Source organism: Geminisphaera colitermitum TAV2, assembly GCF_000171235.2.
In the GTDB taxonomy this organism is placed as follows: domain Bacteria; phylum Verrucomicrobiota; class Verrucomicrobiia; order Opitutales; family Opitutaceae; genus Geminisphaera; species Geminisphaera colitermitum.
Genome location: NZ_ABEA03000017.1, coordinates 1 through 24775, shown reverse-complemented (window position 1 = coordinate 24775; position 24775 = coordinate 1). Strand labels below are relative to the sequence as shown.

Genomic DNA, 24775 nt, shown 5'->3' with positions numbered 1-24775 from the left:
CCCCCCCCCCCCGCGCCCGCACCCGCGCTGCCCTCCTTCCTGACGCTCCTCCGCTCCATGGTGGACAACATGCACCGCCTCATGCTCGGCACGCTCGACAGCTTTTTCGCCCGCATCGTCAGGACATTCCCCCTCGAACTCGGACTCGGCGGCGACTTCGAAGTCCTCAGCGCCGAACACACCTCGCGCCTCGAACGCCAGCGCGTGCTCCGCCAGCTCTTCACCCGCACCGGCGCCGAACTCGACGACTCCCAGCGCGAATTTATCGAAGCCTTCAAACGCGCCACCTTTGGCACCGAGGAAAAACGCCTTGCCGCCCGCCTCGACCAATTCCTCGACGCCCACCAAGACCTCTATCTCGACGCCCCCGACCCCGCCGCCTGGGGCCACCCCGACCGCATCTGGCCCCAAGGCTCCCCCTGGCTTCCCGCCACCGGCGACCCCTCCGTGCAACAAGCGGCCATCCTCGCAATCCGTAATTGGATCACCGATACATCCGCCGCCTCGATGAACGACAAACAGCGCGACCGCTGGCGCACCTTCCTCGCCGCGCTCGACGACCACGCCCCCGGTGCCGACCTCCCCAAACCCGTCGAATACATCTTCGAAAAAACCCTCGAACAATGGCCCGACCTCCTCAAAGCCGCGCGCGGAGCGGGTGAAATCCAACTCACCATCGAACGCAAAAAACAAACAATCCCCCCCGACATCTGCGCCGCGCTCATTGCCCTCACCCATTCCCTGTTTGCCGGAGAACTCACCCGCCGCCTCGAAATGACGCGAGGCATCCACGCCGTGCTCCGCCGCTACGAAACCCTTTACGGCGACCTCGTCCGCCGCCTCGGTCGCATGACCTTCGCCGACGTCCAGCGCCTCCTCATGCCCGACGCCGGCACACCGCTCCTCGGCTCCACCCAATCAGGCCCATTCCGCCTCCTCCTCGACTGGCGCCTCGACACCCGCTTCGACCACTGGCTCCTCGACGAATTTCAAGACACCAGCCACGGCCAGTGGAGCATCCTCCAAAACCTCATCGACGAAGCCGTGCAGGACCCCGACCAGCAACGCAGCTTCTTCTACGTCGGTGACGTCAAGCAGGCCATTTACACATGGCGCGGCGGCGACCCGCGCCTCTTCCGCGAAATTTTTGACCACTACAACGCCGCCCGCCCCGGACTCATCGCCGAAGGCCGCCTCGACAAATCCTACCGCTCCGCCCCCCCCATCATCGAAATCGTCAACCGCGTCTTCGGCCCCCCTCCCCCCCCCCCATTGAATGTTGGCTCTCCGACATTGGATGTTGGACGTTCGACGTTGGATGTTGGACGTTGCGGCGAAGCCGCCCCCGCCCTCGCCCTTTCCCTCAACCTCCCCGAGCCCACCTGCGAACGCTGGACCCGTGAATGGCGACCGCACATCAGCGCCCGCCCGCAACTCACCGGCCACGCCGCCTGGCTCCACGCGCAGGACAAAGACGACATCAAAGCCACCACCCTGCGCATCCTCCGCGAAATCGCCCCCCTCGACCGCGGCCTCACCACCGCCATCCTCGTCCAAAGCAACAACGCCGCCACCGAATTTGCCGACTACCTCCGCTCCACCGGAGGACTCCCCGCCGTCGCCGCCTCCGACCTCCACGTCTGCGCCGACAACCCCCTCGCCGCCGCCATGCTGGCCCTCTTCAAAGCCGCCGCCCATCCCGGCGACGAATTTGCCCGCCAGCACCTCCGCATGACCCCGCTCCACGCCGCCCTCGCCGCGCGCCGCTGGGCCACGCCCGAAGACCTCAGCACCGGCCTCCTCCGCCAAATTTACACCGACGGCTTCGAACGCACCACCGAAGACTGGCTCCGCCGCCTCGAACCCGCCCTCCCCCCCGACGACACCTTCAACCGCGAACGCGCCGACCAACTCGCCGAAGCCGCCCGCCTCTTCGACGAAACCGGCAGCCGCGACATCGCCGAATTCATCCAATTCTGCGAGCGCCACACCGTGAAAGAAATCGAGTCCGACGCCGTCATCCGCGTCATGACCATTCACAAAGCCAAAGGCCTCGGCTTCGACCTCGTGCTCCTCCCCGACCTCGCCGGCAATTCCCTCGCTACCCGCCGCCACGACGCCCTCGCCGTTCACAAAGACAACGCCCGCGACACCCGCTGGATACTCAACCTCCCGCCCAAACTCTTTTATGAAAACGACCCCGTCCTCGCCGCCCACACCGCTGCCGAGGCCGCCGACGAAGCCTACGAAAAACTCTGCCTTTTCTACGTCGCCATGACCCGCGCCAAGCTCGGCCTCTACCTCATCACCGAGCCCGTGAAGGAAAAAAGCACCTCCAAAAACTTCCCCAAAATCCTCACCGATGCCCTTGGCAGTGGCCGTGGCGATACCCGCGCCACCAGCACCGCCGCCGCCGAAATCGCCATCGGCGACCTCCTTGCCCCCGGCCCCTACCAAACCGGCGACCCGGCCTGGTTCCACCAACGTACCCTAAAAACCGATACCCAAATGAGCACTCAGCATTCACCATTGGACGTTGGATGTTGGATGTTGGATGTTGGATATTCGGCGGCGCCCCGCCGCCGCGCCCGCACCCCCTCCGGCGCCCACACCGGTGCCATCCCCGGCGCGCTCCTTTTCGGCACCGACGGCGAACACGCCGCCAGCCACGGCACCGCCGTCCACACTGCCCTCGCCGCCATCGAATGGCTCGACACCTGGAACGCCACCGACTGGACCTCCACGCTCCAAACCGCCAGCATCCCCGCCACCGCCATAAACGAAGCCCGCGCCTGTATCCAATCCCTCGCGTTGCGCGCCCTCTTTGCCCGTCCCACCGACACAGCCGAAGTCTGGCGGGAGCGCAGCTTTGAAGCCATCATCGACGACGCCTGGATCACCGGCGTATTTGACCGCGTTGTCCTCACTCGCGACGCCGCCACCGGACGCGTGACGACCGTCACCATCTACGATTTCAAGACCGACCGCGTCCGTGACGTCGCCGACCAGGACCGCATCATTGCCCGCTACAACGAACAACTCACCATTTACCGCCGTGCCGCCGCCCTACTCACCGGCCTTCCCCCTGATCGCATTAAAGCCGCCCTTGTCCTGACCAAGCTCAGCCATCTCGCCTGAAACGTGACGCGGGGTTTTTCTGCCAAACGCCCGCTGTAGGGGCGTCGCTTGCGACGCCCGCGCACGCCGGACAGATTTACCGAATACCAGAAGAGCATTCACAGGCCGAAACGCATACGCGGGCTTCGCAAGCGAAGCCCCTACAACGCAGTGGCGCGGGCTTTTTCTGCCAAACACCCGCTTTGCAACAGGATGCGGGCGATTGGCAGAAAAAGCCCGCGCCACTCCGGAATATCGGCGGCAGGATGCCGCCGCTCCTTGCTCCGCCTGCGTAACATCGGCTACCCAACGCTGTCCTCTCGTGCGCCTATAGGCGCCTGTAACGCATCATTCGTCTCTGGATTTTTTGTGCCTTTTTGTGGCCATTCCTCTGTCTTGGTTCTTGGCTCTGACGCCGCAAGCCTGCGGCGACGCTCCCTTTTCGATGGAGTAAAAAAATCAGTCAAAAATTTCCAACCCACCATGCCCATAGCCCGCGCCTACTCCGCCACCCGTCCCGACGCCGCACTCGCGCCCTTCTCCCTCCGCCGACGCGAACCGCTTCCACATGACGTGGAAATCGCCATCCTCTACTGCGGCGTCTGCCACTCCGACCTCCACCAAGCCCGCAACGAATGGCGCGACACCGTTTACCCCTGCGTGCCCGGCCATGAAATCACCGGTCGCGTTGCGCGTATCGGGGAAAAAGTGACAAAATTTCAACCCGGCGATTCCGTTGCCGTCGGTTGCATGGTCGATTCCTGCCGCACCTGTCCGAGTTGCCGTGAAGGACTGGAAAACTACTGCGAAAACGGCTCCACCGGCACCTACAACGACCCCGACCGGCACTCCGGCGAAGTCACCCAGGGCGGTTATTCGGAATGCATCGTGGCGGACGAAGCCTTCGTCCTGCGCGTGCCGCCCGGCCTTGACCTCGCCGCCGCCGCGCCGCTGCTCTGCGCCGGCATCACCACCTGGTCCCCGCTGCGCCACTGGAAAATCGGCCCCGGCCACCGGGTCGGCGTGGTGGGACTCGGCGGACTCGGTCACATGGCCATCAAGCTCGCCCGCGCCCTCGGCGCACAGGTCACGCTCTTCACGACCTCGCCCGGCAAGGCGGAGGACGCCCGGCGGCTCGGCGCGCACGATGCCGTCGTATCCAAGAATCCTGACGCACTGTCCGCGCACCGAAACCGTCTCGACTTCATCCTAGACACCGTCTCAGCGCCCCACGACGTGAACGTCTGGCTCGACCTGCTCCGCCGCGACGGCACGCTGGCGCTCGTGGGCGCGCCGCTCGAACCGCATCCGTTGGCCGCGTTCAGCCTTCTCACGCACCGCCGCCAGGTCGCCGGCTCGATGATCGGAAGCATCCGCGAGACGCAGGAGTTGCTCGATTTTTGCGCCGCGCGCGGCATCGCCGCCGACATCGAACGGATCCCGATCCAGCGCATCAACGAAGCATTTGTCCGCCTGCTCGCAGGCGAGGTGAAATACCGCTTTGTCATCGACATGAAATCACTGGCATCAGCGCCATCATGACATCGCCCGCCATTCAGTCCGTCGCCACCCGGTGAGATTTACCGCGACGCCTGCCCCGCCCCCCCTGTCCGCTCACAGGGTGTCCTGCCATTTCACCATTCTTTTGCGGAGGTTGAGGGTGCGGCCATCGACGACGAAGGTGCCGTCGCCGTTGGCGTGGAATCTCCGGCGCTCCTTGCGTTGCGGATGGGTCCAGGCCTTGACGGCCTCCAGGACGAAGAGGGCGTATTTGTTGACCAGTCGGGTGTCCACCACGCGGCATTCGATGTTGGCGAGGCATTCGGCCACCAGCGGCGCGGCCACTTTTTCGGCGCGTGCCGGCGTGAGACCGAAGGCGGCGAATTTGTCCACGTCCTGCCCCGAGCAGTTTCCGATATCGACCACTTTGGCCGCCAGATCGGCTCCGGGGATGGCAATCACGCATTCCCGGGTTTTGCGCACGGCTTCGTAGCTGTGGTTGCCGGGACTGATGACACAGGCGATGCGCGGCGGGGTGAATTCCACGGCCATGTGCCAGCTCATCGTCATGACGTTGGCGCGTCCCTTGTGCGCGGTCGTCACCAGCACGACCGGTCCCGATTCGATCAATTGGAAAACCTTGGATAACGGATAGTCTTTCATGGTGGCGGGATGGGTTCGGGAAAACTCCTGGCAGGCAAATCAGGCGGACTCAACCGGACATTTTTCGGCGTCCCGACGGGTCCGCATCGTTCCAGCGTATTTATATTTCGACTACAGATTAACGCGCATGCCGGGGATGCGGTCACTCCCGAGACACGTCGGCGAGCTGGGTCGTGAGGTAGCGTTCCCCGGAGTCGGGGAGGATGACGACGATGAGTTTGCCCGTGTTCTCCGGGCGTGCGGCGAGTTGCAGCGCCGCCCACACCGCCGCGCCGCTGGAGATGCCGCAGAGGATGCCCTCCTCCAGACCCACGCGCTGCGCGGTGGCGAAGGCGTCCTCGTTGCGCACCGCAATGACTTCATCGACAATTTTGCGGTTGAGCACCGGGGGCACGAAACCCGCGCCGATGCCCTGGATGCGATGCGGACCGGGGCGGCCGCCGGAGAGCACGGGCGAGGCCTCGGGTTCGACCGCGATGGCGCGCACCGAGGGCTTGCGGGACTTGAGCACCTCGGCGACGCCGGTGATCGTGCCGCCCGTGCCCACGCCCGCAACGAAGAGGTCCACACGGCCCGCCGTGTCGGCCCAGATTTCCTCGGCGGTCGTCTCGCGGTGGGCTTGGGGGTTGGCCGGGTTTTCGAATTGCATGGGCAGGAAGCTGCCCTTGATGCGACGGTGCAGTTCACGCGCCTTGTCCACGGAGCCGGCCATGCCCTTGTCGGCGGGCGTGAGAACGAGTTCGGCGCCGAGCATCTGCACGAGCTTGCGGCGTTCGATGGACATGCTTTCCGGCATGGTCAGGATGAGTCGGTAGCCGCGCGCGGCGCAGGCAAAGGCGAGGCCGATGCCGGTGTTGCCGGAGGTCGGTTCGATCACGGTGCCGCCGGGTTGCAGTTTGCCGTCGCGCTCGGCGGCGGCAATCATGGCGGCCCCGATGCGGTCTTTCACGCTGCCCAGCGGGTTGGTCCCCTCGACCTTGGCAACGAGTTCCGCACCGCCGGGCGGCGCGAGGCGGCGCAGGCGCACGAGCGGCGTGCGGCCAATGGCGGCGGTGATGTCATCGTAGATTTGCCAGCGAAAGGAACCGGGCGCGGAGATGGAGTCAGTGGATTCGGGCATGGTGACGGGTGTGATTGTTCAGATCGAGTAGTCGGCGGCGTGGACGTTGTCGTAGTGATACATGCGGACGATCCGTTCTTTGAATACGCGCAGGGCGGGATCGTCGCGGTGGCGGGGGCGGGGGAGATCAATGGGCACGCGGTTGCGGATCGTGCCCGGCAGGGGGGAAAAGACGATGATCTCGTCGGCCAGGTAAACGGCTTCGTCGAAGTCGTGGGTGACGAGAACCATCGTGGTGCGGGTGGTGCGCCAGATATCCAGCAGCATCTCTTGCAGGCGCTCGCGGGTGAGCGCATCGACGGCCGCGAAGGGTTCATCCATGAGGATGATTTTCGGCTCGACGGAGAGGGCGCGGGCAATGGCGAGGCGCTGGCGCATGCCGCCGGAGAGTTGCGCGGGGTATTTGTGGCCGGAGCCGCGCAGTCCGACCTGGTCGAGATATTTGCGGGCGAGTTCCTCGCGGTCGGCGCGGGGAGTGCCCCGGAGTTTTAGCGTGAAGAGCACATTTTCCCGGGCCGTCATCCAGGGGAACACGGCGTAGTCCTGGAAAATCATGGCGATGTCGTGCTTGGGCCGGTCGCGAAAAAGGCCGTTGGCCAGCGGGGAGACGAAGCGGTATTTTTTCCGGTAGGCGTCCATCTCGCGGCGGGTGGCGGGCAGGGGTTCGAGCACGAGGCGTCCGTCGATAAAAACCTCGCCCTCGGTCGGGGCCTGGAGGCCGGCGAGGATTTCGAGGAAGGTGGACTTGCCGCAACCGGTGGGGCCGACGATGGCAACGAAGGCGCCGTCATTGATTTTTAATGACACGGAGAGCACGGCGGTGGCGCCCTCGGCGGTGCCGTCGTCCTTCACGACGGAGAAAAACTTGGTGATGCGGCGGGCTTCGATCATGGGCGGGAAGACGGGAGGGCGGGTCAGCGGCCGGCGCGCCAGAGGGCGAGTTTTGCCTCGATGAATTTCATCACCTCGATGAGGAACCAGCCGAGCGCGCCGAGAAGGACCATGGCAACGACCATGCGGTCGATTTGAAAATACTCCTTGGACTCGACGAGCAGGTAGCCGATGCCCGAGTTGCCGCCGTGCATCTCGGCGATGATGAGCATGACCAGCCCGAGGGCGATGCCGATCTTGACGCCCATGATGACCGAGCCGAGCGCGTGCCAGACATAGACTTTGCGGATGAGGGTGAACTCGCTCGCTCCAAATACGCGGGCCGAGGCGAGGTAGCGCGGGTCGGTGTCCTTCACGCCTTGATACGTGTTGAACAGGATCGGATAAAACGCGCCGAGGAAGATCAGGAATGTCTGCATGGGCAGGCCGACGCCGAGCACGACGATGGTGAGGGGCACCCAGGCCGGGGGCGGCACGGGGGCGAGGATTTGGAAGAGCGGCAGGGCGTGTTTGCGGACAAAAATATTCCATCCCATGAGCACGCCGATGGGGAAGGCGGTGAGGATGGCCAGCCCCAGTCCGAGGCTGAGGCGCAGCAGGCTGACGCCGATGTGGCGGACGAGGTCTTTGTGCGTGAGCAGTTCCCAGAACGCCACGGCCACGCGGCTGGGCGGGGGCACGAGGGTGGACGGCAGCACGCCTATGCGCGGCAGCACTTCCCAGAGCACGAGGAGGGGAACGAAGAGCGTGAGGAACTCGACGGTGACGAGGCTGCCGAAGGCGGTTTTCAGGAAGGCGGCGAGGTCCTGCGCCACGCGGCGCCAGCCGCGGGTGCCGGGATCGAGCGGGGAGGTGGAGCGGTTCAAGGCGTGATGTTCTCCTCGGGTTCGGGGGGCAGGCCGAGTTCTTCGCGCAGCCCGGCGGTGAGGGGGGCGAACGAGGCGAGCGGCAGTTCGGCCAGCGCCGCCTCGGCATAGGCGATATGGCGGGCGGTCGCGCGTCGCAGGTCGGCGGCGGGGAGGCGGGTGGTGGCGGCGAGCGCGTCCACCAAGGCGGCGGCGCGGGGCGCGGCGGCGGCGGTCACGATGAGAATGTACTCCGCCTGGGTGACGATGGCCGGGCAACAGGCGTCGCCGGACTGCACATTCCAGTTCTGGTAAAGGATCGTGTGCCCCTGCTGGACGGCGAGCACGGCGTAGGCTCCCTTGACGATGATCGCATCGACGGCGCGGGATTCGAGCGCCGGCAGCATGGCTTCGAAGGGCATGAACCGGAGGCGTAATTGCGAGGGGTCGGCTCCGAGCCGGGCCGCGTCGGTCTTGAACTGGTGGAGCAGCGCGCAATGCGGATCGGCAGCGGCGACGCGGGCGGCGCCGAGGTCGTCGAGGCGTTTGTCGAGGCCTTTGCGCAAGACGACGGTGGCGCCGTAAGGAAAATTCACTACACCGGCAAGGCGCAGCCGGGCGGCCCCGGGCAGGCGGAGGAGCGCGAGGGTCTTGGCCGGCTCGACGAAGCCGGCGTCGATTTCGCCGGCGATCAGCGCGTAGCCGGCGTCGCCTCCGGTGGCGAAGCGGCGCAGGTCGATGGAGAGCCGGTCGGGGCCGCCGCCGGACGTCGTCGCCCGGTCGGCGGCGGCGTAGAGCGGGGCGAGCAGCGGGTTCCCGGTATGCCCGACCGACAACGCCGTCGCCGCGGGCGGAGTCGCGCCGCCGGGAATGCCGGACAGCATCGGGGGGAGGAGAACGAGGAGGCGGGCGATGCCGGGAAGCCGCATGAGGAGGCCGGGGGGAAGGGGTTACTTGCCCCAGGTGATGCCGCGGAACTCGTCGGCGTAGAGCCGGCGTCCGGGGTTTTCGCGGATGTCGCCGAGGGCGATCAGTTCGTCGGCAAGGGCGCTGATGCCGGGTTCGTCCACGGTGGTCTGGAACTTGAGGCGGGAGTTGCCGTGCTTGATGGCGTCGGCGGGGGCTCCGGTGTATTTGACGGCGATGGCCACGACTTGGTCGGAGGCGGGGTTTTGGAGGATGAGCGAGTTGGCCTCTTCCACGGCTTCGATGAACTTTTTCGCGGCATCGGGGTTGCTCTTCAAGAAGGCGGTGCGGGCGTTGATCGTGCGGCAGGGGATGTTGGCCGAGATGGTCGGGAAGAGCACTTTGTAGCCTTTGAGTTCGGCGATGCTGACTTGTGGCTCTTCAAGGATGGCGCCGTCCACGGCCTTGGCTTCGAGCGCGGCGATGGCGGGGCCGCCGGCGAGTTTTTCGAGGTTGAATTCGCCTCCGGCTTTTTTCGCGGCGACGGTGATGGAGATCACGGCTTCGCAGGTGGGCGAGATGCCGGCGATGCGCTTTCCTTTCAGGTCGGCAAGCGTCTTGATCGGCGAGTCGGGCGAGACGACGAGCACAGAGGTGCAGGGTTTCTTGACTTGGGAGACGATCTTGATCGGGGCGCCGTTGGCGATGGCGGCGATGGCCGTGGTCGGGCAGGACCAGAAAAAGTCGGCCCGGCCTGAAACCAGCAAGTCGCGCGAGGCGGCGAGGTCCTTGGTCTCGATGATGCTCACGTCGAGGCCGCGGTTTTCGAAATAGCCGAGGTCCTTGGCGACGTAGAGGTTGAGGTGATGCGTGGTTTTGGCATCGGCTACGACGATCTTGGTTTGTGCGGCGGCGCGAAGCGCAGGCACGAGGAGGAGGCCGGTCAGCACGAGGCTGGCGAGCAGGCGGGAGGATTGCGGGATGGTTGGTTTCATCGGTGATCTATGGATCTTCATGGATGAATCGTTCCTCCCGCATGTGGTGGCGGGTCAGACGGTTCGGGAACGGTGGTGAGCTTCCAGTTGCCTGGTCAGGTGAGACTTTGGCGCGTTCGGGCGCGTGGTTTCTGCGGCAATGTGGACAATGTTTATCGGTTTAGTCAAGTAATAGATTTTACCGCCAGTGTCCTTGGGTGTGACTCCGTGTGATGTTGAACCGCGGATTTCAGGATCAAAAAAAAATACACCCCGCGAACGAGGTGTATGTGTGTGGTGTGTGCGGGGGGGGGGGGGGGGGGAAGGGGGAAGGCGGACGTCAGGCGTCCACTTTGAAGCCTAGTCCCAGAACGGTCTCCTTGATGGCGGGGACGCCGATTTGGGTCTCGTCGAAATCGACGACGACAGCTCCGGTTTCGAGCGTCACCTCCGTCTGGGTGACGCCTGCCAGCGCCGTGAGGGCGCGTTTCACGCGGCCTGAGCAGCCGCCGCATTTCATTCCTGTTACTTTCAGTGTGATGTGTGCCATGGGAAAAACTTCAGGGTTTCCAGCGGCGCAGCAGGAGCGAGTTGCTCACCACCGACACCGAGCTCAGCGCCATCGCCGCGCCCGCGATCACCGGGTTGAGAAACCCGAACGCCGCCAGCGGAATGCCGAGCACGTTGTAAAAAAACGCGAAGAAAAGGTTCTGCCGGATTTTGCCCAGCGTGGCCCGCGAGAGGTCGATGGCCGAGGGCACCGCGGAGAGGTCGCTGCGCATGAGCACGATATCGGCAGCCTCAATCGCGATGTCGGAACCGGCTCCGATGGCGAAACTCACATCGGCCGCCGCCAGCGCGGGAGCATCGTTGATGCCGTCGCCCACCATGCCGACCACGGCCCCGCCTTTCTTGAGGCGCGCAACACGTGACGCCTTGTCCCCGGGCAGGCAACCGGCCTCGAACTCGTCGATGCCGGCCTGCGCCGCAATGGCGCGCGCAGTGCCCTCGTTGTCACCGGTCAGCATGACAACGCGGATGCCCATGCCGCGCAGCCGGGCAACCGCCGCCTTCGAGGTGTCGCGCAAGCGGTCGGCGGCGGCGAGCCAGCCAACGAGCCGCCCGCCCGAGGCGAGCCCGACCACGGTCTTGCCCTGCTCTTGAAATCGGGAAAGTACCCCCGGCTCGGACGCGATGCCGTGGGCGGCGAGAAAAGCCGGCGAGCCGAGCAGCACGGTTTCACCGTCGTGCGTGCCTTGCACGCCCTGGCCGGGGACGGACAGGAAGCCCAGCACCGTCGCATCGAGGGAAACTCCGCTCTCCCGCGCGCGCCGGGCGATGGCTTGGGCGAGCGGGTGCTTCGAGCCCTGCTCCAGGCTGGCCGCGAGGCGCAGCACCCGGGCCTCGTCGGCCTCGACGGCGGGCAGCACGTCGGTGACCACCGGACGGCCTTCGGTGAGCGTGCCGGTTTTGTCGAGCACGAGGACGCCGATCTGCCGCGAGCGTTCCAGCACCTCCGCATTGCGGATGAGGATGCCGGCGCGCGCGCCCAGGCCCGTGCCGACCATGATGGCCGTCGGCGTGGCCAGCCCGAGCGAACAGGGGCAGGCAATGACAAGCGTGGCCACGGCGTTGATGAGCGCCGTCGTGAAATTGCCCGTGACAAACCAGGTGATCCCAAACGTCAGTAGTGCGATTCCCACTACAGATGGAACGAAGATGCCCGCGATTTTGTCCGCCAGCCGCTGGATCGGGGCGCGCGAGCCCTGCGCTTCTTCCACGAGCCGGATGACTTGGGCGAGGGCGGTGTCCGCGCCGATGCCGGTGGCGCGGGCCTTGAAGGCTCCCTGCTGGTTGAGCGTGGCGGCATAAACGCGGCTGCCCACGGTCTTGGAAACGGGCAGGCTTTCGCCGGTCAGCATGGATTCGTCCACGCTGGAGTCGCCGGTGAGCACGGCGCCGTCCACCGGAATGCTGTCGCCCGCGTGAACGACAAACACGTCGCCCACTTTCAGTTCGCGGACAGGAATCTCGACCACGGCACCGTCGCGCTCCACGTGGGCCGTGGCGGGTTGCAGGCGGATCAACGAGCGGATGGCCGACGAGGTTTTACGTTTTGCGCGGGCTTCAAGCAGTTTGCCCAGCAGGACGAGCGTGATGAGCGTGGCGCTGGCTTCAAAATAAACATGGCCCTCCCCCCCCCCCCCCCGCCGCCGCGTTGTTGAGAAATGAGCGCACGGTGACGACCACGCTGTAGAAGTAGGCCGCGCTGGTGCCGAGCGAGACGAGCACGTCCATGTTGGCGGAACCGCCGCGCAGCGATTTCCAGGCGGCGCGATAAAAACGCGCCCCGGCCACGAATTGCACCGGCGTGGCGAGCAGCCATTGCAGCCAGAGGGGGAGCATGAAGGTGTGCGCGGCGTGTTCGCCACCGCCGAACATGAAGAGCATCTGCGCGGCGAGCGGCAGGGTGAAAAGGATGGCGAACGCGAACAGGGCCAGTTCGCGTTTTTGTTCCCGGGCCTGGCGGAGCGCCTCTTGCTCGTCGTCGAGGCTGGTGGCGGGCCGGGCTCCGAAACCGGCTTTGACGACGCGACCCACGAGGTCGTCCTCGGTGGTCAGGCCGGGTATGTAATCGACGCGGGCTTTGGCGGCGGCGAAGTTGACCGTGGCCTGCACGCCGGGGGCGCGGTTGAGGGCCGTCTCGATTTGTTGCGCGCAGGCGACGCAGGACATGCCTTCGAGCGCGAGGGTCACGGTTTTGCGGGCCACGCCGAAGCCGGCTTTTTCGATTGTTTCGACGAGCAGGGGGGGGGGGGTCTGCGCGGGGTCGTATTCGATGCGGGCGCGTTCGCTCGCGAAGTCCACACGGGCCAGCACGCCGGGCAGGCGGTGCAGCACGCGCTCGATTTGCAAGGCGCAGGCCGTGCAGGACATCCCGGTGACGGGCAGTTGCAGGGTGGCGGGTGTGGAGGCAGTCGGTTGACTCATGATGTTTGAAAAACGGGAATCGTTGCGGGAAGTGCGGCGGGCCGGTCAGGGACAATCTCCAGCGTGTATTGGTGGAAGGCGGACATGGATTCGCGGTGTGCGACGCTGACGATGGCGGCGTCGGACAGTTCCCGTAAAAGGAGGGACATGAGGCGTTGCTCGGTCGCCGGATCGAGGGCGGAGGTGGCCTCGTCCATGAAGAGGAAATCGGGGCGGTGCAGGAGGACGCGCGCGAAGGCGAGGCGTTGTTTTTCGCCGGGCGAGAGGCGTTTGGCCCACGGCGCTTCCACGTCAAGTTCGCCGGTGAAGGCGGTCAGGTCGCAGAGCGTCATTGCTTGGACGCAGGCGGAGTCGGTGATGGTTTCGGGGAGTTTCGGGTAGCAGAGGGCGGCTTTCAGGGAACCGAGGGGGAGGTAGGATTCCTGTGGCAGGAACATGAGGTGCGCGTCCGGCAGTTCCACGCGTCCGGAGCCGTGCGGCCAGAGGCCCGCGACCGCGCGCAGGAAGGTGCTTTTGCCCACGCCCGAGGTGCCTCGGATCAGCCAGCGGGAGCCGGGCGCGATGTCCAGCGAACCAATGCGGGCGAGCGGTTTGCCGCCGGGCAACGCCAGCGCGAGGTCGCGTGTCGTAAGGGCGGTCTGGCCGGGGCGCGCCACGGTGATTCCTCCTTCCGGTGCGGGCGCGGAGAGGAGGGCGTCAAACTCGCTCAAGCGGCGGTAAACGGAGCGCAGCGTGGCGAGTTGTTTGTATTGGAAAATGAACCACGAGAAGCCGCCTCGCACGCGCGAGAAGCCGATGGTCAACTGCATGAAGGCGCCGAGGGTGATTTCGCGGGCGAAGTAGCGCGGGATGATGAGGAGGTAGGGAATGAACGCGCCCAGTTCGATGTAGAAGCGTTCGATGAGCGTGATGCGGCGGGTGAACACCATCACGCGCCGCCAGTTTTCCCGGACGGCGCTGAAAAGGCCGGCGAGGCGGATTCGCTCCGACGGGCCGCCTTCGCTGAGAGCGATTTGCGCGCTGTTCTCGCGCACGCGCACCATGAGGAAGCGGAAATCAGCTTCGCATTGCTGGTGCTGGTATTCGATGGCGACCATGTGGCTCCCGAGCTTTTCCATGACGAGAGAGACGATGAGCGCGTAGATGATGGCGGCCCAGAGCATGTAGCCGGGGATGTTCACCGTGCTGCCGAAAAGCGCGAAGGTGAGCGTGCCGGAAATGCCCCAGATGATGACGCTAAAGGAGACCAGGTTAACGCAGTTGCGGATGAACCCGAGGCTGAGTTCCAGCGTCTGGCGCACCATGTCGCGCAGGTCTTCGGCGATGCGCTGGTCGGGGTTGTCGGCGCGTTGCCCGGTCTCGACACGGTGGAACACCGAACCGCTCAACCAGCGGTGGAGAAAGACTTCCGTCATCCACCCGCGCCAGCGGATTTCGAGCAACTGCGCGAACCAGATTCGCGACGTGTCCATGACAATGCCGGCGCTGGCAATGATGGCCAGCTCCAGCATCAGGCGCCAGATGTGGGAGATGTCGTAATTGGTGAGCGCGTCGTAGAAATATTTTTGCCAGTAGCTGATGCGTGCCGCCGTGTAAACGCGGCCAAGGTCGAGGCCGAGGACCAGCACAAAAAGCCCGCGTGCGACCCAGCGCTCATCCGACACCCAATAGGGTCGGATGAGCTGCCAGGCCTTGCGCAGGCTGGTCTTTGCATCGGAAGCAGTTTCCACAAACGCGGACACCGGGGGGGGGGGAGCGCGAAATCAGAACTGATAACGGGCGCTCAGCGTGAAGTTCCTCGGTTCGCCATAGCTGTTGTAGGTATTGCTCCCGCTCAGGCGGGTGTAATACGTGGTGTCGAAGAGGTTGTTCACATTGAGGCTGACCGTGAGCTTTTTGTTGATGCGGTAACCGACGAGCGCGCTCGCGACGGAGTAGCTACTTTGTAAATACTGATTCCAGTAGGCCTCATTGCCTATCGAAGTGGCGCTGACCCAAATGAAGCCGAGGCCAAGGCTGAGGCCATCGAGCGGACCTTCGGTAAACCGGCGCGTTCCCCAGAACTTGAAGGAGTGCTCGGGCAGTTTGGTGTCCAGTTTCCATCCTTCGCGGCTACTGTCCCTGGTGTATTCCGTGGTCGTCCAAGTGTAGCCGGCTGTCAGTTCATAGCCAGGGAATGGACTCCCGGAAATTTCGAACTCGATGCCCTTGCTCTCGACCTCGCCTTCGTTCCCGTAGGTGTTCGGAGGTGCTGGCGCCGCCAATGCATAGGCACGACCCGTGTCCTTCATGTCGAAGAACGCCAGAGAGACATTCAGCTTCTTGTCGAAAAATTCTCCCTTCGCGCCGACTTCATATTGTTTGCCGACGCGAGGATCAATGGTGCTGTCATCGGGTCGTTTCTGTGTCTGCGGGACAAAAATATCCGAATAGCTGCCATAGAGCGAAATCTGTTTTGTCAGATCATAAACGGCACCGGCGTAAGGTGTGAACTCGCCGGTTTCTTTCGCGCCGGGTATCCAGACCGGTTTTGTGGCCGGGCTCGTCCAGCGGCGGGACTTGGCTTCGTAATCGCTGACACGTCCGCCTGCGACCACGGTAAACGGGTCGATCACGCTGATCCTGACCTGGCCGTAAAAACCACTCTGAGTCGTTTTCGATTCGCTGAACGTGTTATAGGGCAGCCAAAACTCGGGAACGAGATCGTGGCGACCAAAGGGAATGTTCGAAAGCGCCGGAGCCTCGACACCTCCGGAGTTGGTTTCGAGGCCGTCGTAATTGTAACCCAAAAGCAGGGTGTGTTCGCGGCCAAACAGTGTGACCGGACCGGAGACGTAGATGTCGAGGGCGTTGCGGTCGTAGTCATAGTCGTATTCACGCCGCCGGTAGTTGGTCGTGTTCGTCACGGGATTGATTTCGGAGGAAGGAAAAGCGTCCTTGAAAAACAGTCCCTGATCGCGGTGGTTGAGCCGGACCTTGGCGATCCAGTCGCTCTCGAATTTATGCTCGATGTCGAAACCGTAATCATAGGTGGTCCACTCCATCCTGTTCCAGTCGGGATAGGGATTGGTGGAGCGTTTGACGTTGAGCAATCCGCCGCCGCTTATCGAGGGCAGACCCATATAGGCGATGTCGGAATTATCATCCTGCACCGAGAAGGAAACGCTGGCCGTTGTGCGCGGGCCCAGGTCCCACTCCACGATGCCGTAGCCGCCCAGTTTTCTGTCATGGGAACGATCATAAAAAAAGTCGCGGTCCTGGGCGAAACCCACGACCCGGCCCCGCACTGTCTTCGTGGTGTTCAGCGGCACGTTCACGTCAAACTGGCCCAGATAGTTGTTCCAGCTCCCGATCGAACCGGAGAGGGCCGTCTCGAAATTGTTTGTCGTGCGTTTTTTGACGAGATTGACCACGCCGCCGAGATTGCCTGATCCCTGGAGCACGCCGGCGGGCCCGCGCAACACCTCCACCCGCTCGTAGAAAGCGAGGTCGAGTTGCTGGTAGCCGGTCAGGGAATCGGTGGACGACAGACCGTCGTTCTGAACGTTCAGGGTGTATCCGCGCGAGTAATACTGGCTTTGTGTGCTGTCGTTGGAAATGACGGTGACGCCCGTCGTCTGATTCAAGGCATCGGCTACCGTGACCAGATTCTGGTCCGCGATTCGTTGCTGTGTGATAACCGAGACGGAATTGGGAATCTGCCGGACGGGCAGCGCCGTCTTGCCTGCCACGGTGACGGGGCTCACGTAGGACTCCTTGGCGGCGGTCACGTTGTAGGGGTCCAACTGCACGACGTCGTCGCGACGGGCGCGCACGACAACTTCCTCCAGTTTGACGACATCGTCCCCGCCCTGAAGCACGGGCAGGATTTCCTGACCCAAGGCCAGGCGCTGGCCGGGGCGCACCACCACGTCGGTGATGCGCAGACGCCCGTAACCCTCGCCGCTGACAATAAGCGTGTAGGTGCCGGGAGGAAGATCGGGAAAGGCATACCGCCCCTGCGTGTCCACGTTGGAAACCGCGCCGGTTTCGAGCACGGTCACCCGGACGCTGTCCGTCGGGCGTGCTGAGGTTCCGGCGATCAGCAGCGAACCGTCAACAGAACCGGTTTCAGACGCCCGGGGATCGACCGCTGGCGAAGACTGGGCCTGCACCACTGCCGGCGCGATGGCCGGAGTCAGCAACAGGAAGAGGGCAAGAACGGCGCGCGACGGAAGTCCCTGCCTGCGTCGCGTGAGAATGGAGTGGTAGTTTATGGATGTCATTCGGATGAGTTGAGTTTGGAAAAAAAAGTTTCCGCGCGAGCACGCACCCGTAGCAGGAGACTGCCCCCAGCCAAACCCGGCTGCGCCGCTCCCTACAAGCACGCCAAATGTTTAATTTTAACTATCTTGAGTCATTAACTAAAGCTGGAGTCCGGAACGCTGCCCGATTTGAGTGCAACCATGGTTTCATGGTCGCGACGGAAGCGTGATGTCCCTCCCCCCCCCCCTCCTCCGGGGGGAGGGGGGGGAGGGCGCTGTCGGTGGCTGTCGGCGATCACTGCACTGTCGCTGGTTTTGTCGTTGCCCGCTCCGGGCGCGATGGCGGCAGTCGGCCTGCCGGTAATCGTCTACACCGAGGCTGCGGAATTGTCGGTCGAGGGACCGGTGTGGGCACTGGCCCGCACCGGGGACGGGAGACTCTTTGCCGGTGCCAGTCAGTTGCTCGCCGGTGAAAATGGCCGGTGGCAAACGATCGATGTGCCCGGCGCTTACGGTTTTCGCGGGCTGGCGCCCGGCGTCCTCGCAAGCGGAACGCTGCCGCCGGGCGGAGCGGACGGACGCATGTATGTCGGCGCGGTCGATGAACTCGGCTACGTCGAACCCGACGCCACGGGCGCGCTGCGTTTCACTTCGCTGAAGGCCAGGCTCCGGGCCGTCCGGCCGGCGGGGCCGGGCGAGATTTGGAAAGTGCAAGCCACGCCATCCGGCATCGTCTTTGCCGGCGCGCAAGCGGTCTTCCGCTGGGACGGGCAACGGTTCGCCGTGTGGGAGTTGCCGGCGCGTCCCCGGTTGCTTTCCTTTGGCGTGGGCGACGATCTCTGGTTCTACCAGAGCGGCGTTGGCGTTCTCCGACTGGGCGGGCACGGCCCGGAGCCGGTCTGGCGGGAGGACGCATTGCCAGGCACCCCGGTGCTGTGGTTGCTCGCCCCGGCGGCGCGGCAACAAGGGAAAACGGAAACGGAGATTCTTCTTGGCACGGGCAACGGCGTGTGGCGTCGCGAGGCCGGAGGCACCTGGCAAAACCTGCCTGCCGTCTCCGCCGCGTTGCGCGACCGACTGCCGGTGAGCGCCGTTGCTCTGGACGATGATCTCGTCGCGGTGGGCGACTATGCGCACGGCATCGTCCTGTTTTCTCCCAAGGCCGACAAAGTGCGCCCGGTCATCGACCGGGACGCCGGACTCGGCGACGAGAACGTGCACACGCTCCGGCTCGACGAAAACGGCTCGCTTCTTGCGGGGCTGGCCAACGGCTTCGCGCGTATCGCCCCGCCGGCGGCGATCTCGTTTTTCGACCGGCGCAACGGACTCGACGACATCCCGCTCTCCGTCCTCCTCCCGCAAGGCGACGATGTTCTCGCCGTGACACCGCGGCGTGTGTTCCAGATCGCCGCCGCCACCCCGGAAAACTCCCGGCCCGCGACGCTCGTCCCGCTGCCCGCCATCGCCAGCATGATCCGCGACACCGCGCGCCTGCCCGGGCAAACTTTTGCCGGGGGATTCGGCGGCATCTGGAGACTGGCCGACGGCGAAACGACATGGCACCGCGAACGCTTCGTTTCGACCGATGTGTTTTGCCTCGCACCCTCGCGCCGCCGGGACGGGTGGCTCTTTTTCGCCGAGGGACTCGCGATCAAGGCACTCGAACATTCGCCCCGCGGCTGGGCGACCCGCGACCTCGGGCACACCATCGACGACACCCCGACCTCGATGGTCGAGGATGCCGAAGGCGACCTGTGGGTGGCGACCATTGCGCGAGGTGTTTTCCGTTTCCGCCTCCAGGAAACGTCCGCACCGGCCTTGCGTCCGCCAGTCCTCCGCCTCGTCGCCCGTTACCGGCCCGGCGCGGGCCTGCCGGCGGATGCCGGGAGGCCGCTCCTGACACTGGCCCACGGGCGCGTTTTCGCCTTCACCGCGCGGGGCATCCTTGGCGTGCGCCAGCCTTCCGGCGGCTTCGAGCCGGTGCCGGAACTGGAAAACTGGCAGGGCATCGGCGCGCCTTCCGGCGCGGACGGCGAACCGGTTTACTGGCTCGCAGCGCGGCGCGACATCGCGAACGCACCGCCCGCGCTTCTGCGTATCGAAACCGGCATGACAAACGGCGCGTTTCGCGTCACGCCTCTTGCGCTGGCGGAATTGTCCGTCGCGGGCCGTCCGACCACCATCGGTTTTGCCGGCGGCGCGCTCTGGATCGGCGGCACGCAGGGGCTGCTCCGGGTTGATCCCGCGACGCTGCACCGGCCCTCCCCCCCCCCTCCCCCGCGCATCTGGCTGCGTGGCGTTGATGTGTATTCACCGGATAACGACAGCGCCGGCGCGACCGTCCGGCAACCCCTCCCCCCCCCCCGCCTTGCGGACGGCCCCGGCGCGGCGCGACCGGCATTTCCCGCCCGCGCAGGCACGCTCGGTTTCGATTTCGCGGCGGACGCCGGTGGCGCGGAGGTGTTTTTCCAGACGCGGTTGTCCGGGGCGGAAACCGGCTGGACGCCGCCCGTCCGCAATCCGCGCCGCGAACTGAGCGGCCTCGCCCCCGGAACCTGGACCTTGAGCGCACGGGCGATGGACAACCTGGGCCGCACCAGCGATCCGGTGGACTACACGTTTATCCGGCTCGCGCCGTGGTATCTCGGGATGCCCGCGCTGGCAACCTGGGCGTGCGCCGCCGCCGGGCTCGTGTATGTGCTGGTGCGACTCCGGTTGCGCCGGCTCCGGCGCGCCAACGAACAGCTCAACCGGATCGTGGAAGAACGCACCCGGGAACTGGCCATGGCCAACACGGCGAAGACGGAATTTCTCACCACCATCAGCCACGAGATTCGCAATCCGCTCAACGGCATCGTGGGCCTCGTCTCCCTGTTGCAGGAAACGGTGCCCTCCGGACGCGAGCACGAACTGGCGCGCTCCCTCGGTTCCTGCGTGCGTTCGCTCACGCGGGTGTTCGAGGAGGTATTGGGTTTTTCACGACTTGAGCACGGGCAGGTCGGCGTGCAGGAAAACGACTTCACGCTTGCGGCCCTGCTGGACGAGGTGGTGCGGGTGTTTTCAGTCACGGCCGGGCAGCGCGGCAACATGCTCAAGCTCATCCTGCCCGGCGAGGCTCACCTGCGCCTGCACGCCGACGACGGGAAAATCAAGACGATCGTGAACAACTTTGTCGCCAACGCCCTCAAGTATGCGCCCGGCACCGCCGTCGAGATAGAAGCGTCGCTCGGGCCACCGGAGGCCGGGTTGCGCATGTTGCAGATCGAGGTCACGGACCACGGCAGAGGCGTGGCCCCCGAGGAACAGGAACTGATTTTCCGGAAATTTGTGCGGGGCAGTTCGGCCCGGGAACGCCATGAGGACGGCGCGGGGCTCGGGCTCGCCACCTGCAAGGCGCTGGCCGGGCTGATGGGCGGAGGCGTGGGCATCGAAAGCGAGCGGGGAAAAGGCGCCACGTTTTATCTCCAGGTGCCCGTCGTGGAAGCGGAGTCGCCAAATGAAGAACTGCCCGCCGTGGCGCGGGCGTCCCGCCCGCCTCTGTGGCCTGGGAGTTCCGCCCCTGTTTCCGGGCGGCGCTTCGCGCCGTCAGCGGGCGAGACGCCCGCGCCACTTCAAGGCCCTTTGCGTAACAGCAGTTCGTCATTCTCCATTAGCCCGCAAGGCGGGTCCGGACGCGCGCTCATCGTCGAAGACCAGGAATACAACCGGATCGTCATGCAACGCATCGCGGAGCGCATCGGCTACACCACCGCAACCGCGGCCGATGCTCCGGCGGCGCTCGCCCGTTTCGCCGAGGGCGGGTTCACGGTGATTTTTATCGACTGGGATCTGCCGGGCATGAAGGGCAGCGACCTCGCACGCACCCTCAGGGCGCGTCCGCGTGGCGACGAACCCGTCATCCTCGCCGTCACCGCGCACGACAGCGATGACATCCGCCAGCGCTGCCTCGCAGCCGGCATGGATGGATTTCTGCTGAAACCGTTCGACGAGGAACTGGTCAGCGCGACCCTCGCCGATGCCCGAAAGCGGCGGGCCGGCGCAGGGGGGGGGGGTGGAGGGAGCGACGGACTCAACTTCGGCATTTTCGGTTACGTGGGGCGCGACGATCCGCGCCTCACCTCCGAAGCCGTGGAGGATTACCTGCGCCTGCTCAATCACGAACTGGCGGGCATCGCCCGTGCGCTGGCCGCGCGTGACACCAGCGCGGCGGCGCGTCATGCGCACCGGTTGCGTTCCCATGCGGGCCTGCTCCGCGCACGCGCGCTCAACGACGCCGCCGGCGCCCTGGAGCGCGCCGCATCGACGCGGGCGGACTCCGGGCAACTCGAAAAACTCCACGGCATTCTGCTCGGACGGGCGGCCTCGCTGCGGGAGGAAATCCGCCTCTTCAAGACGTCCGCGGGCGGATGCGGGTAAACCCGTTTTCGATGGCGTAGCGCACCAGCTCCGGCGTGCTGTGGATGCCGAGCTTGGTCATGATTGCGCGCCGGTGGTTGCGCACCGTGAGCGGATTGACGCCGAAGCGTCCGGCCACCTCCTCGTTGCCCAGGCCGAGACCGAACAAGCGCAAGGCCTCGATCTCGCGATCCGTAAGAAGCTTGGTGAAAGCGTGCGGATCGGCCCGCAGCGCCGCCTGCGTGCGACTGATCGCGGCGCTGAAAAAACGCCGGCCCGCGGCGACCTCCCGCATCGCGTTGCACAGCACTTCGGGGGATTGTTCGTTCTTGTCGATAAAACCGTCCACGCCGGCGCCGTGGATGCGGTGGACGGAATAATGGTCGATGTGAGCCGAGAGAACGAGGATGCGGGCGGCGCGTGCCTTAGAGCGCAAATCACCGACCAGATCGAGCCCGTCGCGGTCAGGCAGTTCCAGATCAAGCAGCACCAGTTCGGGCTGCACGGACTTCGCCAGCGCCAGCCCTTCCGCCGCGGTCGTGGCCTGGTGCACGACCGGCTTCGCAAACGCATCCTCGCAAACGCGGGCAACAAGGCCGCGCATCATGGCATGATCTTCGATGACGACGATGTTCATCACTGATGATGTCACGCAAGCGGTAGTGATGAGTGGAGGGCGGGTCTCCCGACCCGCCAGACGCGGCATAGCCGCGCCCATCCGGGAAAACGGAAGGGCGGTGCTTCGCACCGTCGGCGGGTCGGGAGACCCGCCCTCCGTGGAGATGCGTTTGTCACGGGGCGGCGGGGGTGATGATGGCACGACTGGCGGCGGCGCGGCGGGCGACGATCTGGGTGACGCGCTGGATTTCGAGTTCGGCATTGCGGCGTTTGATGCTGAGTGACTCGACTTCGTGGGCGGCGGCAAAGGCTTCGCGGTTGCGGGTTTCTTTTTCGACACGGAGGTCGGCGAGCTGTTTTTCGAGGGCGGCAATCTGGCGGGCGTTCTCGGCGGCTTGCGCGGCGTGGCGGGCGGTTTCGGCGGCGATGCGGGCGGTGTCGGCCTCCCACTTGAGGCGACGCGCTTCCTCTTTCTGGCGTTCCTCGGCTTCGCGGGCGGCGGCGCGTTGCGCGGCGTCCTCACGGGCCTTTTGTTCGGTCTCGGTTTTCTGGATACGGGCGGCTTCGTCGGCGCGGGCAATCTCGGCGGCGCGTTGCGCGGCTTCGTGGGCGGCAGTCTGGTTGTGCCGCCAAAAGACGCCTCCGAAGAGGAGCAGCAGGACGATCGGGACGAGTAGGTAATAGCGGTTCATTGATAGGCGTTGGCTGGAGGGTGACGGTTCAGGTGCCACCGGTGAGGACGCCGATGGATTCGGCGGCGGCGATGGCGTTGATCAGGGTTTCGAGCGTGCGGATGTTTTCCTCCGCCTTGCCGATGTATTCCTTGAGGAAGGTTTGTTCCTCGACCGAGGTTTTGTGCGCGGCGGCAATCTCCGCAATGGCGGCTTGTTCGGCGGTGATGTCTTTTTTCAGTCGCTCGATTTGCCGGGAGAGTTGTTCCTGGTCGCGGAAGGCTTTGTCGCGGGCGTCGAGCGCGAGCTGGCGGGTCTCTTTTTCGGCGTTTTCGCGGGCCTCGCGTTCTTCGCGGGCTTTGCGGCGTTCGGCTTGGAGGCGCAGGGCGTCTTCGATGCTTTTGGCGCGGGCTTCGACCTCGGCTTTGAGTTTGGCTTCTTTTTCGAGGCGGGCCTGCTGGCGGGCGGCTTGCTCGCGCCGGGCGTAGCCGCGTTCGAAGTTCCAGTAGAGGGCGCCGAAGGCGAGGAGGGCGGCGAGAGGGACGATCAGGTAGGCTTTTTTCATCAGATCGGGTTGGTTTGTGCGTTGGATGTCGGATGTTCGCGGAGTGCGTCTCGGATGGCTTGGGCGAGACGGGCAACGTCTTCTTTTTGCGCGTCGGGTTGGGCGGCGGCGGTCTCGGCCCAGCGGGCGGCGTCGTCATAGCGGCGGAGTTCGTAGGCAAGGTAGGCGAGGAAGAACCAGGCGGGGCCGGGGCGTTCGAGGTTGCCGCGGGTCACGGCGCTGCGGAGGTGTTCGCAGGCTTCGACAGGTTGCTCTTGGGCGTAATAGAGGCGGGCGAGCGCGATTTCGAGTTCGCTGTCGTCGGGGAGGGCGCGGAGGGCGCGGCGGAGAGTGTCGATGGCACGGACGTTGTCGTGCCGCTGCTGCCAGGCGTAGGAGAGAAGTTCCCAGTGGCGGCGGGTGTTTTTGATGGTGCCGTTGGTGAGGCCTTTTTCGAGGAGTTGGGCGGCGCGGTCGTATTGCTGGAGAGTGGTGTGAAGGGCGATGATGTTGAAGTGGTCCTGCGGGGTGGCGAGGTGTCCGTGTTGCTGGGCGCGTTCGAGGGTGAGGAGGGCGCGGTGATGCCAGCGGGCGGCGTCCTTGGGGCGCGTGGTTTCGGTGGCAAGGTTGGAGTAGGTGGCGAAGAGTTGCTGCCAGTAGAGGGCGGAGTCGGGTTTGCGTTCGACGAGGAGTTCGAGGGTGTCGGCGGATTCGCTGAGTTGGCCGAGTTGCTGCTGGGCGGCGACGATGAGGACCCAGGCTTGTTCGTCGGGGCGGGTACGGAGGAGGAGGCTGGTCCGGGCGTCGGCTTGGGCACGGCGGATTTTTTCGAGGTCGGGGTGGGCGGGATCGCGCGTGGCGTCGCTGTAAAGGATGGAGGCGGCGTAGAGTTGGGCTTCGGCAGTGGGCCGGGGGGTGAGGGCAAGCCAGCGTTGGATGCGGTCGTAGGCGAGGCCGTAGTTGCGCTGGCGGGCGTCGGGGTCGGTCGTCTCGGCGGCCTCTTGAAAATAGAGCTGGCTGAGGGTGTGGAGGGTGTTGAGCCGGGCGGTGGTATCGAAAAAGGAATGACGGTCGCCGAGTTGCAGCGAGGTTTCCAGCGGGTCGATGGCGGAGGGGTAGCGTTTGAGGTTGAGGAGGAGCTGGCCTTTGAGTTGGGAGAGGAAGGCGAGGTCAAAGGTTTCGGGGGCGGCGGCGGGGAGGAGGGCGTCAACGAGCGCGAGGGCGGCGGTGTAATTGCCGGCGTCGGCAAGGGTGCGGAGTTCGCCGAGTTTGGCGGAGACGCGTTCGGTGAGTTCG

Annotated in this window: 18 protein-coding genes; 3 read left to right on the top strand and 15 right to left on the bottom strand. The window is 65.2% G+C overall.

The genetic code is table 11. From position 1 onward, the window contains the following. The coding region (locus OBACDRAFT_RS02730) for a UvrD-helicase domain-containing protein (protein WP_232766584.1) at nucleotides 1-3138 on the top strand (3138 nt) is incomplete at its 5' end. Nucleotides 3139-3600: 462 nt separating this feature from the next. Continuing rightward, on the top strand, nucleotides 3601-4659 hold the full coding sequence (locus tag OBACDRAFT_RS02725) for an NAD(P)-dependent alcohol dehydrogenase (protein WP_043582581.1): 1059 nt from the start codon (nucleotides 3601-3603) through the stop codon (nucleotides 4657-4659). Between the two features lie 72 nt (nucleotides 4660-4731). On the opposite strand, the gene OBACDRAFT_RS02720 is transcribed toward OBACDRAFT_RS02725, so the two are convergent. The 11 genes from OBACDRAFT_RS02720 to OBACDRAFT_RS02675 all read right to left on the bottom strand — a co-directional run bounded on the left by OBACDRAFT_RS02720 (nucleotide 4732) and on the right by OBACDRAFT_RS02675 (nucleotide 17272). Next, nucleotides 4732-5280, bottom strand: coding sequence for a flavin reductase family protein (locus OBACDRAFT_RS02720; protein WP_043582576.1), 549 nt, complete (start codon nucleotides 5278-5280; stop codon nucleotides 4732-4734). A gap of 142 nt (nucleotides 5281-5422) precedes the next feature. After that, nucleotides 5423-6400, bottom strand: a complete 978-nt coding sequence (gene cysK / locus OBACDRAFT_RS02715; RefSeq protein WP_052360941.1) for a cysteine synthase A — start codon at nucleotides 6398-6400, stop codon at nucleotides 5423-5425. 18 nt (nucleotides 6401-6418) lie between these two features. After that, nucleotides 6419-7291, bottom strand: a complete 873-nt coding sequence (locus tag OBACDRAFT_RS02710; RefSeq protein WP_043582575.1) for an ABC transporter ATP-binding protein — start codon at nucleotides 7289-7291, stop codon at nucleotides 6419-6421. Between the two features lie 23 nt (nucleotides 7292-7314). Then, nucleotides 7315-8157, bottom strand: a complete 843-nt coding sequence (locus OBACDRAFT_RS02705) for an ABC transporter permease (RefSeq protein WP_043582574.1) — start codon at nucleotides 8155-8157, stop codon at nucleotides 7315-7317. Next, complete coding sequence (locus OBACDRAFT_RS02700; protein WP_043582573.1) at nucleotides 8154-9065, bottom strand: substrate-binding domain-containing protein; 912 nt, start codon at nucleotides 9063-9065, stop codon at nucleotides 8154-8156. Before OBACDRAFT_RS02700 ends, OBACDRAFT_RS02705 begins: the two co-directional genes overlap by 4 nt. A 21-nt stretch (nucleotides 9066-9086) precedes the next feature. Next, the gene (locus OBACDRAFT_RS02695; RefSeq protein ID WP_043582572.1) at nucleotides 9087-10037 is read right to left on the bottom strand and encodes an ABC transporter substrate-binding protein; all 951 of its coding nucleotides are present in this window, start codon (nucleotides 10035-10037) and stop codon (nucleotides 9087-9089) included. Nucleotides 10038-10356: 319 nt separating this feature from the next. Further along, nucleotides 10357-10566, bottom strand: a complete 210-nt coding sequence (locus tag OBACDRAFT_RS02690) for a heavy-metal-associated domain-containing protein (protein WP_043582571.1) — start codon at nucleotides 10564-10566, stop codon at nucleotides 10357-10359. 10 nt (nucleotides 10567-10576) lie between these two features. Next, nucleotides 10577-12151, bottom strand: coding sequence for a copper-translocating P-type ATPase (locus OBACDRAFT_RS31185; protein WP_232766585.1), 1575 nt, complete (start codon nucleotides 12149-12151; stop codon nucleotides 10577-10579). A gap of 40 nt (nucleotides 12152-12191) precedes the next feature. Then, nucleotides 12192-13007: a heavy-metal-associated domain-containing protein gene (locus OBACDRAFT_RS31180; RefSeq protein WP_232766583.1), complete on the bottom strand. Its 816-nt coding sequence runs from the start codon at nucleotides 13005-13007 to the stop codon at nucleotides 12192-12194. Then, a complete protein-coding gene (locus OBACDRAFT_RS02680; protein WP_081721775.1) occupies nucleotides 13004-14737 on the bottom strand; it encodes an ABC transporter ATP-binding protein/permease in 1734 nt (577 codons plus the stop codon). Before OBACDRAFT_RS02680 ends, OBACDRAFT_RS31180 begins: the two co-directional genes overlap by 4 nt. A gap of 33 nt (nucleotides 14738-14770) precedes the next feature. After that, nucleotides 14771-17272 (bottom strand): TonB-dependent siderophore receptor, encoded by a 2502-nt coding sequence (locus OBACDRAFT_RS02675; protein ID WP_052360936.1) that lies wholly within the window; start codon nucleotides 17270-17272, stop codon nucleotides 14771-14773. 180 nt (nucleotides 17273-17452) lie between these two features. Here OBACDRAFT_RS02675 and OBACDRAFT_RS02670 point away from each other — a divergent pair, with 180 nt between their 5' ends. Beyond that, on the top strand, nucleotides 17453-21667 hold the full coding sequence (locus tag OBACDRAFT_RS02670) for an ATP-binding protein (RefSeq protein ID WP_081721773.1): 4215 nt from the start codon (nucleotides 17453-17455) through the stop codon (nucleotides 21665-21667). Here OBACDRAFT_RS02670 and OBACDRAFT_RS02665 read toward each other — a convergent pair. From OBACDRAFT_RS02665 to OBACDRAFT_RS02650, 4 genes are all read right to left on the bottom strand, one after another. Further along, on the bottom strand, nucleotides 21639-22283 hold the full coding sequence (locus tag OBACDRAFT_RS02665; protein WP_043582569.1) for a response regulator: 645 nt from the start codon (nucleotides 22281-22283) through the stop codon (nucleotides 21639-21641). The two genes, OBACDRAFT_RS02670 and OBACDRAFT_RS02665, sit on opposite strands and share 29 nt — an antisense overlap. A 154-nt stretch (nucleotides 22284-22437) precedes the next feature. Then, nucleotides 22438-22956 carry a hypothetical protein gene (locus tag OBACDRAFT_RS02660; protein ID WP_043582568.1) on the bottom strand — a complete coding sequence of 173 codons (519 nt, stop codon included), beginning with the start codon at nucleotides 22954-22956 and terminating at the stop codon, nucleotides 22438-22440. A 28-nt stretch (nucleotides 22957-22984) separates the two neighbouring features. Continuing rightward, on the bottom strand, nucleotides 22985-23500 hold the full coding sequence (locus OBACDRAFT_RS02655) for a hypothetical protein (protein ID WP_043582567.1): 516 nt from the start codon (nucleotides 23498-23500) through the stop codon (nucleotides 22985-22987). After that, on the bottom strand, nucleotides 23500-24775 hold a 1276-nt coding region (locus OBACDRAFT_RS02650; RefSeq protein WP_052360932.1), incomplete at its 5' end, for a tetratricopeptide repeat protein. The genes OBACDRAFT_RS02650 and OBACDRAFT_RS02655, both read right to left, overlap by 1 nt.

Excerpts from the sequence above, each read along its gene's own strand:
- OBACDRAFT_RS02660 (WP_043582568.1), bottom strand. The coding sequence starts at position 22,956 with ATGAACCGCTATTACCTACTCGTCCCGATCGTCCTGCTGCTCCTCTTC.
- cysK (WP_052360941.1), bottom strand. The coding sequence starts at position 6,400 with ATGCCCGAATCCACTGACTCCATCTCCGCGCCCGGTTCCTTTCGCTGG.
- OBACDRAFT_RS02665 (WP_043582569.1), bottom strand. The coding sequence starts at position 22,283 with ATGAACATCGTCGTCATCGAAGATCATGCCATGATGCGCGGCCTTGTT.
- OBACDRAFT_RS31180 (WP_232766583.1), bottom strand. The coding sequence starts at position 13,007 with ATGAGTCAACCGACTGCCTCCACACCCGCCACCCTGCAACTGCCCGTC.
- OBACDRAFT_RS02675 (WP_052360936.1), bottom strand. The coding sequence starts at position 17,272 with ATGACATCCATAAACTACCACTCCATTCTCACGCGACGCAGGCAGGGA.
- OBACDRAFT_RS02710 (WP_043582575.1), bottom strand. The coding sequence starts at position 7,291 with ATGATCGAAGCCCGCCGCATCACCAAGTTTTTCTCCGTCGTGAAGGAC.
- OBACDRAFT_RS02655 (WP_043582567.1), bottom strand. The coding sequence starts at position 23,500 with ATGAAAAAAGCCTACCTGATCGTCCCTCTCGCCGCCCTCCTCGCCTTC.
- OBACDRAFT_RS02720 (WP_043582576.1), bottom strand. The coding sequence starts at position 5,280 with ATGAAAGACTATCCGTTATCCAAGGTTTTCCAATTGATCGAATCGGGA.
- OBACDRAFT_RS02695 (WP_043582572.1), bottom strand. The coding sequence starts at position 10,037 with ATGAAACCAACCATCCCGCAATCCTCCCGCCTGCTCGCCAGCCTCGTG.
- OBACDRAFT_RS02725 (WP_043582581.1), top strand. The coding sequence starts at position 3,601 with ATGCCCATAGCCCGCGCCTACTCCGCCACCCGTCCCGACGCCGCACTC.
- OBACDRAFT_RS02670 (WP_081721773.1), top strand. The coding sequence starts at position 17,453 with ATGGTTTCATGGTCGCGACGGAAGCGTGATGTCCCTCCCCCCCCCCCT.
- OBACDRAFT_RS02700 (WP_043582573.1), bottom strand. The coding sequence starts at position 9,065 with ATGCGGCTTCCCGGCATCGCCCGCCTCCTCGTTCTCCTCCCCCCGATG.
- OBACDRAFT_RS02690 (WP_043582571.1), bottom strand. The coding sequence starts at position 10,566 with ATGGCACACATCACACTGAAAGTAACAGGAATGAAATGCGGCGGCTGC.